The following is a 13,774-nucleotide window of genomic DNA, read 5'->3' as shown; positions in this document are numbered from 1 at the left end:
GCCCCGCCCCGTCCTCCACCTTGAACGCCAACGCCCGGCCGTCCGGTAGGGCCACCGCCTGTACCGCCTCCGCGCCCATCTTCGACAGCAGGCCCGGTACCGCGCGCATCAGCAACGTGTCGGGGCGGCGGGTGCCCGCGACGTACTCGGGGTGGGCGCGCATCGCGTCGGCGACTCGGCGTTCCGCGGAACCGGGCTCCGCCAGGACGAAGGAGCGAAAGGCGCGGGCCAGGCCCGTCAGGCTGATCGCCATCAGCGGGGCGCCGCAGCCGTCCGTGCCTACGGCCGCTACCCGCTCGCCCGACGCTTCTTCCACAACCCTGTGGATAACTTTTTGCAACGGATGCTCCGGGTCGAGGTACGACTCAAGGGGCCAGCCCCGCAGCGCGCTCGCCGCCAGCATGGCCGTGTGTTTGCCCGAGCAGTTCATGGCGACGCGGTCGCGTACGGCGCCCGAGGCCAGGTACGTCTCCTGCTCGACGGGGTCGAGGGGGAGGTCCGGTGGGCACTGCAACTGGCCCGCGTCCAGGCCGTGTTCGGTGAGCAGGCGGCGTACGAGATCTCGGTGGAAGAGTTCGCCGGAGTGGCTCGCGGCGGCGATCGCGAGGCGTTCGCCGGTCAGGTCGAGGCCCGCGCGCAGGACGCCCGCCGCCTGCATCGGCTTGTTGGAGGAGCGGGGGAAGACGGGGGTCGTCACGTCACCCAGCGCCAGTTCGACCGAACCGTCCGCCGCCAGGACCACCAGGCTGCCCCGGTGGCGACTCTCCACGAAGCCGGAGCGGACGACCTCCGCGAGCACCGGAGGGGGTGCATCAGAAACCCCCGTAAACCGCGCAAAACTCGCATCCTCAGTCGTCACACCGGGCCCCTCACATCAGCAGGTCGTCCACCTGCGCCTCTCCCTCACGGTACCGGCGGGCGATCTCCGCGCTACAGCCGTCGGCCGTGTGCTGGAGGAGCTGACGGCGCCGGGACACCTGCTGTTCGTACCGTACGAGGCGGCCCATCGCGGTGGTCAGTTCCAGGTCGGTGCGGGCCTCCAGGTCCGAGAGTTCGACCTCGGCGAGCATCTCGGCGGCCAGCAGCCGGTACTCCTCGCTGTGCGGGGTGCCCAGCGTGACGTGCCGGGCCGACGAGCGGTGCCGGGCGGGTGCGTCGGTCAGGATCTCCGACAGCCGGTCGACGACGGAGGCCGCGCCCGCCGGGGAGCGCCGGGCCAGTTCGGCGCGCAGGATGTCGATCCGGCCCTGGAGGAGCCGTCGTACGTAACTCAGGTCGGCCTCGTCGCGCTGGGCGTCGCGGCGCAGCGCGCGCAGCTCCGGGAGCCGTGGCGCGGTCAGGTCGGGTGCGGGCGGTTCGGCGGCCAGCAGCGGGCTGTCGACGCGCTGCGCGGGCGGGCGGCGCGTGGCCGGTCCTGCCGCGCGGATCAGCGAGACAGCCCCAGGGGGCTGCCCGGTACTCGGTGTGCTCATGTGCCTCTACCCGTCCCCTCGACCGGCGTGTGGACAGCATCGTGCCACCCCAACTGGCCGCTATGTGACCGAGTGCCCCCGAACGGCCCCAGATGGGGGGTTAAGGATCAAAAATAGGCCCTCCTACGGCCGCCTCGGAGCCCTTCCCGCCCGCACGGCATCATGGAACCCATGCGAGCAGTGGTGCAGCGGGTGGACAGCGCGAGTGTCGTCGTCGACGGCGAGACGGTCGGGGCGATCGACGGCGAGGGACTCTGCGTCCTCGTCGGCGTCACCCACGAGGACACCAAGGAGAAGGCGGCCCAACTGGCCCGCAAACTCTGGTCGATCCGCATGCTGCACGACGAGAGGTCGTGCAGCGACATCGACGCCCCGCTCCTCGTCATCAGCCAGTTCACGCTCTACGGCGATGCCCGCAAGGGCCGCCGGCCCACCTGGAACGCGGCCGCTCCCGGCGACATCGCGGAGCCGCTGGTCGACGAGGTGGTGGCCCAACTCCGTTCCCTGGGCGCCACGGTGGCGACGGGCCGCTTCGGCGCCCAGATGCGCGTCTCCCTCACGAACGACGGCCCGTTCACCGTGGTGGTCGACCTCTGAGGCCCAACGACTAGGGCTCTACGACGACTTCCTGGGCCGCCGCCGTCGTGTCGGCCAGCAGGGGCGCGTCCAACGGCACGTTCCGCTTCACCAGCGCGAGGGCGATCGGGCCGAGCTCGTGATGGCGTACGGACGTCGTGATGAAACCGATCTTCCGGCCCTCCGCGCCCTCCTCCGCGAGCCGCAACTCCGTGCCGTGGCCCGGGAGATGGACCTCGCTGCCGTCGAGGTGGAGGAAGACGAGACGGCGCGGGGGCTTGCCGAGGTTCTGCACGCGGGCGACGGTCTCCTGGCCGCGGTAGCAGCCCTTCTGGAGGTGCACCGCCGTACCGATCCAGCCCAGCTCGTGCGGGATGGTGCGGTGGTCGGTCTCGAAGCCGAGGCGGGGGCGGTGGTGCTCGACGCGCAGCGCCTCGTAGGCGAGGATCCCGGCCGCCGGGCCGGACTTCTCGGCGTACGACTCCAGGTCCTCGCGCGGGAGGAAGAGATCGCGGCCGTACGGCGTCTCGCGTACGACGGCGCCGGCCGGGACCTCGGCGATGGAGCCGGCGGGGACGTACACGACCGCGAACTCAGCTGTGCGGTCGGTGACTTCGACGCGGTAGAAGAACTTCATCGACTCCAGGTAGGCGATCAGCGCCTCCTGGGTGTCGGGTTCGGTGTGCATCCACACCGTGGTGCCGTCGTCGACGAGGTACAGGGCGTGCTCGATGTGGCCGTGCGCGGAGAGGATCAGCGCCTCGGTGGCGACGCCGGTGGGGAGGTCGCTGACGTGCTGGGTGAGCAGGAGGTGCAGCCAGCTCAGCCGGTCGTCACCGGTGACGGCGACGACCCCTCGGTGCGAGAGGTCCACGAAACCGGTGCCGTCGGCGAGGGTGCGCTGCTCACGGAACAGATCGCCGTAGTGGGCGGCGACGCCTTCGTCCACTCCTTCGGCGGGGACGGCGCCGGGCAGGGACAACAGGGGGCTCTTCATACGGGTAAGCCTACGACTCGGTAGTTGAAGTCTTAGCGGTCGCGCTCTTGCCCGCGCAGTCCTTGCAGCGGCCGAAGATCGCGAAGTGCTTCATGTCCGTCTCGAAGCCGAACGTGTCCCGCAGCTTGGCCCGGAACTCGGCGGCCACCTCGACATCGGCCTCGATGACGTTCGTGCAGTCACGGCAGACCAGGTGGATGTGGTGGTGCCGGTCGGCGAGGTGGTACGTCGGCGCCCCGTGCCCCAGGTGCGCGTGACTGACCAGTTCGAGCTCCTCGAGAAGCTCCAGGGTCCGGTACACGGTGGAGATGTTGACCCCCGACGCCGTCTTCCTCACCTCGATGAGGATGTCGTCGGGGGTCGCGTGCTCCAGGGTGTCCACGGCTTCGAGCACGAGCTGCCGCTGCGGGGTCAGCCGGTAGCCGCGCTGCCGCAGATCGGTCTTCCAGTCAGTGCCTGGGTCCATGCCTTGGGTGCTCACCACACCTCAGAGTCTAGGACTACTTGAAGAAAGCGATCCCGTCGTCCGGCATGTCGTCCGGGAGGGCCTTCGCCCAGCGTTCGACGTCGTCCGGGGTGACGATCTTCTTCAGGTGGGCGGACATGTAGGGGCGGAGTTCGACCTCGGGGGTCTGCTTCTCGCCGACCCACATGAGGTCGCTCTTGACGTAGCCGTAGAGGCGCTTGCCGCCGGTGTAGGGGCCGGAGGCGGCCGTGCGGGCGACGGCGTCCGTGACGAGGTCGATCTGGGGCTTCTGCTTGGCGAGTTCGCCGTACCAGATCTCGACGACTCCGTCGTCACGGGTCATCGTGACCTCGACCTTGCGGTCGGCGTCGATGCGCCAGAAGCCGGACTCGGTCTCCAGGGGGCGGACCTTGTTGCCGTCGTTGTCCAGGACCCAGGTGTGGGAGCGGTACTCCAGGAAGTCGCGGCCGTCGTGGCTGAAGGAGACCTCCTGGCCGAAGTTGCACTTCTCGGAGCCCGGGAAGTCGTGCACGCCCGCGCCGGCCCAGTCGCCGAGCAGGAAGACGAGGGGGACCAGGTCCTTGTGGAGGTCGGACGGGATCTCGATCATGGGATCGGCAGTTCCTTTAAGGCTTTGTGGGGGTCAGCGCTGGCCCTGGTACAGCTTCTTCACGCTCAGTCCGGCGAAGGCGAGGACGCCGACGCAGACCAGGACCAGCAGGGTTTCGAAGAAGATCTCCACGGGTGCTCCTTGAGCGGTACGAGCGGTACGAGCGGTGCGTGTACACAGGCCGGGCCCCAGCTTACGCGGCTGGGGCCCGGTGCTCACGGTGAGGTACGGCTAGTCGAGCAGCTGGCTCTGGAGCGTCAGCGTCTGCTCGAACGGGACCGCCTTCGCGACGCCCTTGCGGGACTGGACGACCAGCCCGAGGGTGTCGCCGGCGGAGAGGTAGGCCTGGCGGACTTCCTCGGTGCCGTACGGCTTGTCCTCGGTGTATGCCGAGGCCTTGACGTTCTTGGCGAGGATCTCGGTCTTGATCGCGTCGTTGTAGCTGGTGGCCGGGGCGCCGGTCAGGGCGTAGACCGGGCTGTCGTACGAGATGAGACCCGGCGAGAACAGTTCGTCCGCGGTGATCGCGGTGTCGAACTGGAGCAGGTAGATCCGGGTGTGCGTGCCGTCCTGCGTGGTCCAGCCCCGGGATGTGATGTGGCGGAGGCCGTCGTCGGTCAGTTTCTGGCCGAGCTCCTTGCGGTCGTCCGCGTCGGCGTACTGCGCGAGGAACGTCTTCGTCGGCAGCCAGCCGTCCGTGCCGAGCAGCGACGCGTCCGCCTTCGCGCCCTTCGGCGCCGGCAGGACCAGCGCGCGCAGGTCCGCGTAGTGGGCGTTCGTCTTGTTGTCCGCGGCGAACGGACCCGGGCTGCCGGAGGGCAGCGGCGGACTGGTGATCTCCGGGTAGTCCCACCGCCCGTCCGACGCGGTCGCCAGTCCGGGTACGTCGGTCCGTTTCATCTGCGTGATGCCGTACGCCGTTCCCGCCCCGGCCACCACAAACACCACGACAGCCGCGCTCCAGCGCAGAGCGGCCCGCAACACCCGCCGGTCCTTACGCACCGGAACCGGGACCTGCGGCGCGGACACTAGCGGGGGTGCTTCCGGCATGGGCGGGATCACGGCCGGGGTCGCGGCCGGGGATTCGGCCGGGGTCGCGGCTGGAGTTTCGGCCGAGGTCGCGGCCGGGGATTCGGCCGGTGTCTCCGCCGAGGTCGGCGCCGGAGTCTCCGCCAGGATCGCCGCCGGGGCCGCGCCCAGAGCCTCCGCAGAGGTCTCCACCGGGGTCTCGGCCAGGCTCTCCGCCGAGGTCGCGGCCGGGGGCGCGGCCGAAGTTACGGCCGGAGTCGCAGCCGAGGTCCCCGCCGGGATTGGGACCGGGATTGCAGCCGGAGTCTCCGTCGAGGTCTCGACCGGAGTCTCCACCGGGGTCGCGGCCAAGGTCTCCGCCGAGGTCGGCGCCGGGGGCACGGCCGAAGTCGCAGCCGGAGTCGCAGCCGAGGTCCCCGCCGGGGTTGCAGCCGGGGTCTCCGCCAAGGTCTCGACCGGGATCGCGGCCAGGGTCTCAACCGAGGTCTCCGCCAAGATCGCGGCCGAAGTTGCAGCCGGGGTCTCCGTCGAGGCCTCCGCCAGGATCGCCGCCGGGGACACGGCCGGAGTCTCCACCGAGGGCTCCGCCGGGGTCTCCACCGAGGGCTCCGCCGGAGCCGCAACCGCAGCCTCCGCCGAGGTCTTCGTCAGAGGTGCGGTCGGAGGCGTTGTTTCTCGTGGCTCGGTCATACCGCTTCCCCCGTCGTCTTGATGCGGTCGAGCTGATCGCTCAGGAAGGACGCGATCTCCTTCGTGTCCATCGACTTGGTCCCGGACGCGTTGAGGGTGACCATGACGTCGCCCGCGGACGCGAAGCAGAGCATGTCGGTGAGCTTCTCCCCGGCCTCGTACTTCGGCAGGAAGCACTTCGCGTCCTTGTGGCCCGGGACGGCGGGCCCCTTGCGGAACACGGTCACCGTGCCCAGGAGTTCGTTCTCGTACGTGGTGAGGCTCCGCGCGGCCTTCTCGTCCATCTGGACCAGCTGGACCTCGACGGTGTACGTACTGATCTCATCGGCGGCGGGATAGAGGTAGCTCCGCATGGCCAGGCCCTTGATCTGCTCCCCGTCGACCTGCTTCTCCAGCAGGAGCCGTTGGGAGCGGGGCAGGCCGCTGAACTCCTCCTTGCGCAGAGCCGTGGCCTCCCGCCCGGTCAGCTCGGCGTCGTTCCCGAACTCGGCGATGTCCGGACCACGGACGTACCCATTGGCGGTGTACGGCTGGAGTACGCCCCGCAGTCCCTTCGCCGGCGCGGCCTTGTGCTCGGCCGGTTCCTTGGGGAACTTCCACACGGGGGCGCCCGCGTCCCGGTCGGCGCCGTTCACGGTCACGACGGTGTATCCGACCCCGCCGACGACAGCGAGGACGAGCAGGGCGGAGCCGGCGACCGCGGCGATACGGCCCTTGCGGACGGGCTTCTTGGGGGCCTCGGGCTCGGCTTCAGGGATGGCTTCAGGTACGGCTGCGGGTGCGGGTAGGGCTTCGGGTGCTGGCGCGGACGCGGACGCGGACGCGGGCGGCTCCACGAACTCCACCTCGCCGACCTCTCCCGCCTCTCCCGCCTCTCCCGCCTCTCCGACCTTCCCGACCTCTCCGGACTGGTTCTCGGTCACAGCCGCTTCATCTGCCTCTCGGCCAGATCCATGATCTTCTTCTTCGGGATCGGCTTCGTGTCGTAGACCCAGATCTCCAGGGCGACGTCCCCGCGCCAGGCATGGGCCTCGGCGCTGTACACGCCGTCGTCCGAGGCACCGTGGACGTACGCCATTCCGTCGCCCGTGCCAGGGATGGCCCAACTGGTGGTGTGGGACTTGCGCTCGGCCCAGTAGAAGGAGTCGGTGACGGTGTCGGAGGCCCCGAGGTCGGCCACCTGGCGGTACTGCTCCAGGACGATCCGGACGTCGCGCGTGCCCTCGCCCCACTGGGCGACGGCCGCGCGCCGGAACTCCTTGTCGACCTGGTAGCCGAAGGCCTCGTCCGGCTCCGTGAACATCTCGGAGTACTCGGCCAGGTCCAGCCAGCCGTCGCTGCCCAGCGAGTAGGTGGCGGATTTCGCCCCGCTCGGCTTCTTCAGCAGGAGCTTGCGCAGGTCGCCGTCGACCTTGACCTTGCGGTCCTGCGCGGCGGACAGGGGCTCGGGAGCCGGGCCCTTCGCCTGGGTGAGCGTGGGCTGCGAGAGCGAGGGCAGCTTGTCGGGTGCGCGGTTCGCCTGGACGACGAAACCGGTACAGGTGCCGGCTACGACACCGAGCACGGCGGCGACGGCGATGAGGAGGGTGGTACGGCCCCGGCGGCGCGGGCGGGGCGCGGGCCCCGACTCCAGCTCCTGCTCCGGCTGCTGCTCCGGCTCTGTCTCCGGGCCCAACTCCGGCTCCGGATCCGGCACTTCTTCGATGGATTCTTCCGGTACTTCCAAGACGTCCCCCACGGAACATGACGTGCGCATTCCATATGCGCGCACAGGAGACTCGTGGCCAACGCAAGGAGTTGTAAGGGAGTTGATTACGATTCGGTCATGTCTAAGAAGCTCGTGATCAAGGTGACGGCAGGGGCCGACGCCCCCGAACGCTGCTCACAGGCGTTCACGGTGGCCGCGGTCGCCGTCGCCAGCGGAGTGGACGTCTCGCTCTGGCTCACCGGGGAGTCCGCGTGGTTCGCGCTGCCGGGCCGCGCCGCCGAGTTCGAACTCCCGCATGCCGCGCCGCTGCCGGACCTGATCGACTCGGTGCTCGCAGCGGGCCGCGTCACGTTGTGCACGCAGTGCGCGGCCCGCCGGGACATCGCCGAGAAGGATGTCATCGAGGGGGTACGGATCGCCGGGGCGCAGGTGTTCGTGCAGGAGGTTATGGCCGACGGTACGCAGGCGTTGGTCTACTGAGCCTTCACCGAGCCGACGAACTCCGCCCAGGCGTCGACGCCGAAGACGAGGGTGCCGTGGGTGGGGTTCTTGGTGTCACGGACGGGGACTACGGCAGGGAGGTTGGGGGCGAACTCGACGCAGTTCCCGCCGTCGGTGTTGCTGTAGCTGCTCTTGCGCCACGTCACGTTGCTCAAGTCGATGGCTCGCACGGCACTTCCTCCAACATCCGCAGGATGAACATCCGCGACTCGGCAGGGGACAGTGCCTGGTCGCGTACCGCATCATATGCACGTTGCAGCCGCTCAACCCGCTCGGTTTCTTCGATCAGTTCGCCCCGCACATCGTTCTCTGTATAAGCCACGGTACGACCGTCGAGCAGCCTCAGGAACATGGTGTCGGTGTTAGTCAGCCCGTGCACTCCGGAGCCGAACGGCAGGACGTGAAGCATGACGTTCGGGCGCTCCGCGACTTCAGCCAAGAACCCCAACTGCTGACGCCACGCCTGCTTGTCGCGCAGTCCCATGCGCAACACGGCTTCGGAGACGATGGCGCGGAACGGCGGTGCGTCCTCGACCTCCAGCAACTTCCGTCGCCGTACACGCGCTTCGACCTGTTGCTCCAGATCCTTGCCTTTGGCGCCACCTGCCGCGAGAGCTTCTCGCGCGTACCCGTCCGTCTGAAGCAGACCTGGCGGCGCGCTTACGGAGTACTGCCACAACGCCAGGGCCTCGGCCTCCAGCATCATGTAGCGCCGGTACTGCTCCTTGAATTGCGTCGGGTCACCAACTGCCAACTCCCACAAGATGAGTAGCAGCGACCCCGTCCCGTAGTACTGGTCCAGCGCCTGCACGATCTCCGGCCCACCCAGCGTGCTCCCGCTCTCCATCTTGCCGAACTGCGACGGGTCCCACCCCACCGCCTTCGACAAGTCCCGCAAGCTCAGGCCCCGTTCGACCCTGAGCCGCCTCAGCTCCTCGGCAAACCGCTTCCTGGGCTCATGGCTCATCTCCGTGACCACCAGCCGTTGCGGCATCTCGACCTCCCGTTGCTGTGGAATTTGTGGAATTTGGCGCGCCCCGTGCGGAAGTTGAGCCCGTTGGCGCTGCGTTCGCCTCCGACCTGGGTCATCCTCGTAACACACCCAGGACTGCACAGAGTATTACAACTGTCGCATTCTGTATGGAAGTTACACAAAGAGGAAGAGGAGGAGGCGCCGATGGAACCCGGAACGCTGCTCTACGACCCGGCGACCGACACGGTCGGCGAGTACCAGGACAAGGCAGGGCCCTACGCGCTGTTGCGTCCGGTGGGCGGTGGGCGCGAATGGCAGGCCGACCCCGGGTCACTTCGACCGGCCACGGACGCGGAGCGCCTGCGCGCCGGGGTCCGCGCGGCGAACCACCGCGCGCGGACCGACGCCCCGTTCCTGGTCGCCGTACCGCCGCAGCCGGCCCCCGGTTGCGCGGGGTGCGCGGAACTGGCCGAGGTCCGGTCGGCGGCACGCACCGCGCGGGACTACAGCGCCGAGACCGACGCGAACGTACTGCTCCGCAAACACCGCAGCGAGGCTCACCCCGTATGAACCGTCCGCTTCCTCACCAGCTGATCCAGGTACCCCCGGGCTGGGCCGTACCGCCACCGCTCATGCCGCCGGCGCCCTGGCCCGTCGTACGACAGCAGGAGCCCCCGGCACCACCACCCGCCGCACCCGCACCCGCACCTGTACCCGTTCCCGCCCGGCGCCGACGCCGGTTCCGCGCACCCCGGGCGCTGCGCGAGGACGCCTTCTGGACCGGGGCGCTCACGGCGATGTGCATCGGCGGACTGCTGATGGCGATCATCGCGACGACCTGACCGCCCGCACCCGCCACACCCCCTACTCCCGTCGCCACAAGCAGAACGGGTGTCCCGCCGGGTCGAAGAAGACCCGTACGTGGTCCTGGGGCTGGTCGTCGGCGAGCGTGGCCCCCTCCGTCACCGCCCTCGCCGTCTCGGTCTCCAGGTCGTCGACCTTGATGTCGAGGTGCAGCATCATCTGCTGCTCGCCGGGCTTGCGGGTGGGCCACACCGGCGGGACGTACTCCGGCTCGGTCTGGAAGGAGAGGCCGGTGCCTCCCCCGGGCGGCACGATGACCACCCAGTCGGGCTCGTCCTCCCGCACCACGTACCCGAGCAGTCGGCAGTAGAAGTCGGCCAGCTCGTGCGCATCAGGCGCGTCGAACACCACGGTCGTCAGGGTCGTAGGTGACATGCCCGCCCTCTACCCACTCTCCGCCGCACCGCTCTACTGGCGGCGCTTCTTCCCGTCCAGCTCGTCCCACCACTCGTCGGACTTGGGGTCGCCGGACGGGTCGTCCCACCAGCGGTCGTCGGGGCCGCGCCGGTTGGCGACCATGGCGGCGACCGGCGGGATCAGCATCGCGACCACGCACATCCCGACGGCTACGGGCACCGACCAGATCCGCACGACTCCCCAGGCCAGGACGAAGAGCCCGATGCAGATGCCCATCATGACGAAGTACACGCGACGGCGACGTGCCAGCATCTCTCCAGCGTAGGCCCGCATCGCAGCCGGCTCCACAGGTGCGGGCCCACCAGCGCAGGGGCGCGCGAGAGGGTCGAGCGGGCGCGGGCGCACGTCCGAAGCGCGCTGCGATTCCCTCTTTCGGCGGGACCGCAGTGAGCGCCGCCCCCTCTACGTTCAAGTACTTCCACTGATCATCTGCTGAAAGGCGGCCGACTTGACGCCCTCGTACTCCCGAAGCGCCCTGGTTGCCGCGCTCGTGTCCCTGGCCGTCTGGGGCGTTCCGGCGTCGGCGTCGGCCGCACCGGTCAGGTCCGCGGAGCCGGTGCCCGGAATCGCACCACCCGGCGCCGACGGGACCGCCGTCTACAAGGACATGGACGGCCGGATCATCCCGGAGGCCGACCTGGGCCGGACGGCCGCCGCACAGCGGTTCGGGTGCACGCCCGTCAGCGGGCGGGACAACCCTCACCGGTCCGGCACCGGGCTGGCGGCCTCGGGTCACGGCTGGTGGGACAAGGGGAACTGCGACAACAACCGCGCCAACGTCTTCAACTGCCTGTACGAGTGGTACACGGACAACAGCTGGGTCCAGAAGGCGTGCTCCCCGAAGAAGGAACTGAAGCCCGGCGGCGGGAGCAGCAACCGTACGGTGGCCCGGCACGACTGCACCGACACCGAGCGGACCTCCTGGCGCAACCATGTGGATGTGGACGTCATCGGTGAGATCGACACGGCCGAAAAGCCGATGAACCAGGCCGACGTCAACTGCCGGGTCCGCTAGTCCGACAGCTAAGGAGGGGCCCAGTGGAGAGTGCTGGAACCCTGTTCGGTGCCTTCTACGGCGAGCTCGTCCCGTATCCCTGGCACGATCCCGAGCACGACGCCTACCAGCTGTTCCACCAGCGGTCGCTCGCCATGGGCTGGCTCGATCAGCTGTGGGGCATGAACGACGCCGGCTGGGAGCACCCCGGCGGTGCCTCCGGGACGGGACTGATCTCCTGGTTCCAGGTCGAGGCCGGGCCGGTCGTCGGTGACCGCCCGCTGCCCGTGCGGCCGTTCCTGGCCTGTGCTGGGGACGCGGTCGCGCGGACCGGGCGGGCGGACTTCACCGCCGTACAGCTGCTGCTGCCCGTGCAGGGCATCGATCCGGCGTCGCGGCCGGCGTACGCGAGCGTGCCGTCCCTGATGGCGGTCGAGTGGTTCGGCGAACGGGACCCCGGTGCGCGGACCCCGGTCACGGTCGCCGTCAGCAGCGGGGGCCAGGAACTTCACGTCGTCGCGGAGCGGCTCGCCGGCCTGAAGCAGGATGTCTTCGTCCACCGGTCGTCGTCCTCGCTCCATGGCACGACCGTTCCCGACGGCATTCCGGCCGCGCCCTTCGACGACACCTTCTGGGACGGTCCGGCCCGACACCACGCGGTGCTGCGCGGCGAGCTCGCCGAGTGGTCGTGCGACGCCGTGGGATGGCTGGGAGAGGTCGTCGCCGACTGTGCCGCGCTGGGCGGGCTGCGGGCGCCACTGCTGATCAGCGTGGTCCGGGGCCGCTGACCCCCGCCGCCCCGCCCGTACCCGCGCATGCCGAAGGGCTGTACCGCGGAGGTACAGCCCTTCGGTCGAGGCGTTCGGCGCCGGTCGGTCAGACCGTGATCGCGACCTCCGCCAGGCCGCCCGTCTGGGCGACCACCGTGCGGTCGGCGGTGCCGCCCGGAACGAGGGCGCGGACGGTCCAGGTGCCTTCGGCCGCGTAGAAGCGGAACTGGCCCGTGGCGGAGGTCGGAACCTCCGCGGTGAACTCGCCGGTCGAGTCCAGGAGACGGACGTAACCCGTCACCGGCTCGCCGTTGCGCGTCACCTGGCCCTGGATGGTGGTCTCACCGGGCTTGATCGTCGAGGCGTCGGGGCCGCCGGCCTTCGCTCCACACATGTCTTGGTTTCCTTCAGGTCGCAGCGGTAGTGCGGTTGCTTACTTGTTGGCGCCGAGCTCGATCGGAACGCCGACCAGGGAGCCGTACTCGGTCCAGGAACCGTCGTAGTTCTTGACGTTCTCGACACCGAGCAGCTCGTGCAGCACGAACCAGGTCAGGGCCGAGCGCTCGCCGATACGGCAGTACGCGATGGTGTCCTTGGCGAGGTCGACCTGCTCGTCGGCGTAGAGCTCCTTGAGCTCGTCGTCCGACTTGAAGGTGCCGTCGTCGTTGGCGTTCTTCGACCACGGGATGTTGCGGGCGGACGGGACGTGGCCCGGACGCTGCGACTGCTCCTGCGGAAGGTGCGCCGGCGCGAGCAGCTTGCCGCTGAACTCGTCGGGCGAACGGACGTCGACCAGGTTCTGCGCACCGATGGCCGCCACGACGTCGTCGCGGAAGGCGCGGATCGCCTTGTTCTGCGGCTTGGCCTTGTAGGAGGTCTCGGCGCGCGCGGGGACCTCTTCCACCAGCTCGCGGGCGTCCAGCTCCCACTTCTTGCGGCCACCGTCGAGCAGCTTGACGTTGTCGTGGCCGTAGAGCTTGAAGTACCAGTAGGCGTACGACGCGAACCAGTTGTTGTTGCCGCCGTAGAGGATCACCAGCGTGTCGTTGCCGATGCCCTTGCCGGACAGGAGCTTCTCGAAGCCCTCCTGGTCGACGAAGTCACGGCGTACCGGGTCCTGGAGGTCCTTCGTCCAGTCGATCCGGATCGCGTTCTTGATGTGGTTCTTCTCGTACGCGGACGTGTCCTCGTCGACCTCGACGATCGCCACGCTCGGGTTGTCGAGGTTGGCCTCGACCCAGTCGGCGTCGACCAGGACGTCACTGCGGCTCATGCTTTTCTCCTCCGGGGCAGTTACGGCGGTGCGGTGCGTGAGAGAGGGGTGCGCGCTCGCGCGGGTGCCCTGATCAGGACCAAGGGCACGGGGGAAGACGGAAGTCTGCGCTTCCGCTCAGAAGGTGCGACAGAGCATGGCGGCGACGCGGCACAGGTCTACTGCCCGCCGCTTCGTGAGGTCCGCCTGTCGCTTCATAGGGTCGATCGTAGGGACGGATCGCGGGGCATGTCACCGGTGTGTCATATTTTGAGACGCGATCGTCCGTGATGTGAGACGAGGAAGCTGCCAGGACCCACGCCGTCACCGCCGAAGGCGAGCCAGTCGCTCTCGTTCGCGCCTGATCTTCGCCTTCATGCCCGAGGCAGCCCGTGCTGCTGCGCACCGCGCGGTCGCTGACCGCGAACGCGTGCGACGCGGAGGACCTGTTGCAG

Annotated in this window: 22 protein-coding genes and 1 pseudogene; 8 read left to right on the top strand and 15 right to left on the bottom strand. The window is 69.3% G+C overall.

The features are described 5' to 3' along the window. A partial coding sequence (locus ACNFOC_RS38995) for an asparaginase (RefSeq protein ID WP_416963747.1) occupies window positions 1–859 on the bottom strand: 859 nt, incomplete at its 3' end. A gap of 10 nt (window positions 860–869) precedes the next feature. Further along, the gene (locus tag ACNFOC_RS38990) at window positions 870–1,472 is read right to left on the bottom strand and encodes an RsiG family protein (protein WP_416963746.1); all 603 of its coding nucleotides are present in this window, start codon (window positions 1,470–1,472) and stop codon (window positions 870–872) included. A gap of 171 nt (window positions 1,473–1,643) precedes the next feature. Between ACNFOC_RS38990 and dtd the strand changes: the two genes are divergently transcribed. Further along, complete coding sequence (gene dtd / locus ACNFOC_RS38985) at window positions 1,644–2,069, top strand: D-aminoacyl-tRNA deacylase (RefSeq protein WP_416963745.1); 426 nt, start codon at window positions 1,644–1,646, stop codon at window positions 2,067–2,069. A 10-nt stretch (window positions 2,070–2,079) separates the two neighbouring features. Here the strand turns inward: dtd and ygfZ are convergent, their stop codons facing one another. From ygfZ to ACNFOC_RS38965, 4 genes are all read right to left on the bottom strand, one after another. Then, complete coding sequence (ygfZ, locus tag ACNFOC_RS38980; RefSeq protein ID WP_416963744.1) at window positions 2,080–3,045, bottom strand: CAF17-like 4Fe-4S cluster assembly/insertion protein YgfZ; 966 nt, start codon at window positions 3,043–3,045, stop codon at window positions 2,080–2,082. 10 nt (window positions 3,046–3,055) lie between these two features. Beyond that, window positions 3,056–3,511 (bottom strand): Fur family transcriptional regulator, encoded by a 456-nt coding sequence (locus ACNFOC_RS38975; RefSeq protein ID WP_416963743.1) that lies wholly within the window; start codon window positions 3,509–3,511, stop codon window positions 3,056–3,058. A gap of 34 nt (window positions 3,512–3,545) precedes the next feature. Continuing rightward, window positions 3,546–4,121 carry a heme-binding beta-barrel domain-containing protein gene (locus tag ACNFOC_RS38970; protein ID WP_363098002.1) on the bottom strand — a complete coding sequence of 192 codons (576 nt, stop codon included), beginning with the start codon at window positions 4,119–4,121 and terminating at the stop codon, window positions 3,546–3,548. 231 nt (window positions 4,122–4,352) lie between these two features. Further along, window positions 4,353–5,123 (bottom strand): hypothetical protein, encoded by a 771-nt coding sequence (locus tag ACNFOC_RS38965; protein WP_416963742.1) that lies wholly within the window; start codon window positions 5,121–5,123, stop codon window positions 4,353–4,355. A gap of 46 nt (window positions 5,124–5,169) precedes the next feature. Between ACNFOC_RS38965 and ACNFOC_RS38960 the strand changes: the two genes are divergently transcribed. After that, window positions 5,170–5,862, top strand: coding sequence for a hypothetical protein (locus tag ACNFOC_RS38960; protein WP_416963741.1), 693 nt, complete (start codon window positions 5,170–5,172; stop codon window positions 5,860–5,862). Here ACNFOC_RS38960 and ACNFOC_RS38955 read toward each other — a convergent pair. Together ACNFOC_RS38955 and ACNFOC_RS38950 are read right to left on the bottom strand one after the other, a co-directional pair. Continuing rightward, window positions 5,837–6,763, bottom strand: coding sequence for a hypothetical protein (locus tag ACNFOC_RS38955; protein WP_416963740.1), 927 nt, complete (start codon window positions 6,761–6,763; stop codon window positions 5,837–5,839). The two genes, ACNFOC_RS38960 and ACNFOC_RS38955, sit on opposite strands and share 26 nt — an antisense overlap. Then, window positions 6,760–7,578: a hypothetical protein gene (locus tag ACNFOC_RS38950; RefSeq protein ID WP_416963739.1), complete on the bottom strand. Its 819-nt coding sequence runs from the start codon at window positions 7,576–7,578 to the stop codon at window positions 6,760–6,762. The genes ACNFOC_RS38955 and ACNFOC_RS38950 overlap by 4 nt, the downstream gene beginning before the upstream one ends. A gap of 87 nt (window positions 7,579–7,665) precedes the next feature. Between ACNFOC_RS38950 and ACNFOC_RS38945 the strand changes: the two genes are divergently transcribed. Beyond that, window positions 7,666–8,028, top strand: a complete 363-nt coding sequence (locus tag ACNFOC_RS38945; RefSeq protein WP_019064572.1) for a DsrE family protein — start codon at window positions 7,666–7,668, stop codon at window positions 8,026–8,028. On the opposite strand, the gene ACNFOC_RS38940 is transcribed toward ACNFOC_RS38945, so the two are convergent. Then, window positions 8,022–8,219 (bottom strand): DUF397 domain-containing protein, encoded by a 198-nt coding sequence (locus ACNFOC_RS38940; RefSeq protein ID WP_416963738.1) that lies wholly within the window; start codon window positions 8,217–8,219, stop codon window positions 8,022–8,024. The two genes, ACNFOC_RS38945 and ACNFOC_RS38940, sit on opposite strands and share 7 nt — an antisense overlap. After that, window positions 8,201–9,043 carry a helix-turn-helix domain-containing protein gene (locus tag ACNFOC_RS38935; RefSeq protein WP_416963737.1) on the bottom strand — a complete coding sequence of 281 codons (843 nt, stop codon included), beginning with the start codon at window positions 9,041–9,043 and terminating at the stop codon, window positions 8,201–8,203. The genes ACNFOC_RS38940 and ACNFOC_RS38935 overlap by 19 nt, the downstream gene beginning before the upstream one ends. A gap of 183 nt (window positions 9,044–9,226) precedes the next feature. Here ACNFOC_RS38935 and ACNFOC_RS38930 point away from each other — a divergent pair, with 183 nt between their 5' ends. Beyond that, complete coding sequence (locus tag ACNFOC_RS38930) at window positions 9,227–9,592, top strand: hypothetical protein (protein WP_416963736.1); 366 nt, start codon at window positions 9,227–9,229, stop codon at window positions 9,590–9,592. Continuing rightward, window positions 9,589–9,864 (top strand): hypothetical protein, encoded by a 276-nt coding sequence (locus ACNFOC_RS38925; RefSeq protein WP_416963735.1) that lies wholly within the window; start codon window positions 9,589–9,591, stop codon window positions 9,862–9,864. Before ACNFOC_RS38930 ends, ACNFOC_RS38925 begins: the two co-directional genes overlap by 4 nt. A 22-nt stretch (window positions 9,865–9,886) precedes the next feature. On the opposite strand, the gene ACNFOC_RS38920 is transcribed toward ACNFOC_RS38925, so the two are convergent. Beyond that, complete coding sequence (locus ACNFOC_RS38920; RefSeq protein ID WP_416963734.1) at window positions 9,887–10,261, bottom strand: VOC family protein; 375 nt, start codon at window positions 10,259–10,261, stop codon at window positions 9,887–9,889. 33 nt (window positions 10,262–10,294) lie between these two features. After that, window positions 10,295–10,555: a DUF3099 domain-containing protein gene (locus tag ACNFOC_RS38915; protein WP_393752776.1), complete on the bottom strand. Its 261-nt coding sequence runs from the start codon at window positions 10,553–10,555 to the stop codon at window positions 10,295–10,297. Between the two features lie 196 nt (window positions 10,556–10,751). Between ACNFOC_RS38915 and ACNFOC_RS38910 the strand changes: the two genes are divergently transcribed. After that, entirely contained in the window at window positions 10,752–11,318 is a 567-nt protein-coding gene (locus tag ACNFOC_RS38910; protein WP_416963733.1) for a hypothetical protein, read from the top strand. A 23-nt stretch (window positions 11,319–11,341) separates the two neighbouring features. Continuing rightward, complete coding sequence (locus tag ACNFOC_RS38905) at window positions 11,342–12,085, top strand: hypothetical protein (RefSeq protein ID WP_416963732.1); 744 nt, start codon at window positions 11,342–11,344, stop codon at window positions 12,083–12,085. An 88-nt stretch (window positions 12,086–12,173) separates the two neighbouring features. Here the strand turns inward: ACNFOC_RS38905 and ACNFOC_RS38900 are convergent, their stop codons facing one another. The 3 genes from ACNFOC_RS38900 to ACNFOC_RS38890 form a co-directional block, all read right to left on the bottom strand. Continuing rightward, window positions 12,174–12,461, bottom strand: a complete 288-nt coding sequence (locus ACNFOC_RS38900) for a DUF1416 domain-containing protein (protein WP_416963731.1) — start codon at window positions 12,459–12,461, stop codon at window positions 12,174–12,176. 39 nt (window positions 12,462–12,500) lie between these two features. Then, on the bottom strand, window positions 12,501–13,340 hold the full coding sequence (locus ACNFOC_RS38895; RefSeq protein ID WP_390165542.1) for a sulfurtransferase: 840 nt from the start codon (window positions 13,338–13,340) through the stop codon (window positions 12,501–12,503). 117 nt (window positions 13,341–13,457) lie between these two features. Further along, window positions 13,458–13,538, bottom strand: a complete 81-nt coding sequence (locus ACNFOC_RS38890; protein ID WP_350310325.1) for a putative leader peptide — start codon at window positions 13,536–13,538, stop codon at window positions 13,458–13,460. A 173-nt stretch (window positions 13,539–13,711) separates the two neighbouring features. Between ACNFOC_RS38890 and ACNFOC_RS38885 the strand changes: the two are divergent. Further along, a pseudogene (locus tag ACNFOC_RS38885) lies at window positions 13,712–13,774 on the top strand (SigE family RNA polymerase sigma factor); the annotation flags it as partial.

It is taken from the genome of Streptomyces colwelliae (genome assembly GCF_048158785.1).
Taxonomy (GTDB): Bacteria; Actinomycetota; Actinomycetes; order Streptomycetales; family Streptomycetaceae; genus Streptomyces.
This window is presented reverse-complemented; position numbering and strand designations above follow the sequence as displayed.

Excerpts from the sequence above, each read along its gene's own strand:
- ACNFOC_RS38960 (WP_416963741.1), top strand. The coding sequence starts at position 5,170 with ATGGGCGGGATCACGGCCGGGGTCGCGGCCGGGGATTCGGCCGGGGTC.
- ygfZ (WP_416963744.1), bottom strand. The coding sequence starts at position 3,045 with ATGAAGAGCCCCCTGTTGTCCCTGCCCGGCGCCGTCCCCGCCGAAGGA.
- ACNFOC_RS38920 (WP_416963734.1), bottom strand. The coding sequence starts at position 10,261 with ATGTCACCTACGACCCTGACGACCGTGGTGTTCGACGCGCCTGATGCG.
- ACNFOC_RS38975 (WP_416963743.1), bottom strand. The coding sequence starts at position 3,511 with ATGGACCCAGGCACTGACTGGAAGACCGATCTGCGGCAGCGCGGCTAC.
- dtd (WP_416963745.1), top strand. The coding sequence starts at position 1,644 with ATGCGAGCAGTGGTGCAGCGGGTGGACAGCGCGAGTGTCGTCGTCGAC.
- ACNFOC_RS38915 (WP_393752776.1), bottom strand. The coding sequence starts at position 10,555 with ATGCTGGCACGTCGCCGTCGCGTGTACTTCGTCATGATGGGCATCTGC.
- ACNFOC_RS38970 (WP_363098002.1), bottom strand. The coding sequence starts at position 4,121 with ATGATCGAGATCCCGTCCGACCTCCACAAGGACCTGGTCCCCCTCGTC.
- ACNFOC_RS38890 (WP_350310325.1), bottom strand. The coding sequence starts at position 13,538 with ATGAAGCGACAGGCGGACCTCACGAAGCGGCGGGCAGTAGACCTGTGC.
- ACNFOC_RS38895 (WP_390165542.1), bottom strand. The coding sequence starts at position 13,340 with ATGAGCCGCAGTGACGTCCTGGTCGACGCCGACTGGGTCGAGGCCAAC.
- ACNFOC_RS38925 (WP_416963735.1), top strand. The coding sequence starts at position 9,589 with ATGAACCGTCCGCTTCCTCACCAGCTGATCCAGGTACCCCCGGGCTGG.
- ACNFOC_RS38990 (WP_416963746.1), bottom strand. The coding sequence starts at position 1,472 with ATGAGCACACCGAGTACCGGGCAGCCCCCTGGGGCTGTCTCGCTGATC.
- ACNFOC_RS38900 (WP_416963731.1), bottom strand. The coding sequence starts at position 12,461 with ATGTGTGGAGCGAAGGCCGGCGGCCCCGACGCCTCGACGATCAAGCCC.
- ACNFOC_RS38935 (WP_416963737.1), bottom strand. The coding sequence starts at position 9,043 with ATGCCGCAACGGCTGGTGGTCACGGAGATGAGCCATGAGCCCAGGAAG.
- ACNFOC_RS38945 (WP_019064572.1), top strand. The coding sequence starts at position 7,666 with ATGTCTAAGAAGCTCGTGATCAAGGTGACGGCAGGGGCCGACGCCCCC.
- ACNFOC_RS38930 (WP_416963736.1), top strand. The coding sequence starts at position 9,227 with ATGGAACCCGGAACGCTGCTCTACGACCCGGCGACCGACACGGTCGGC.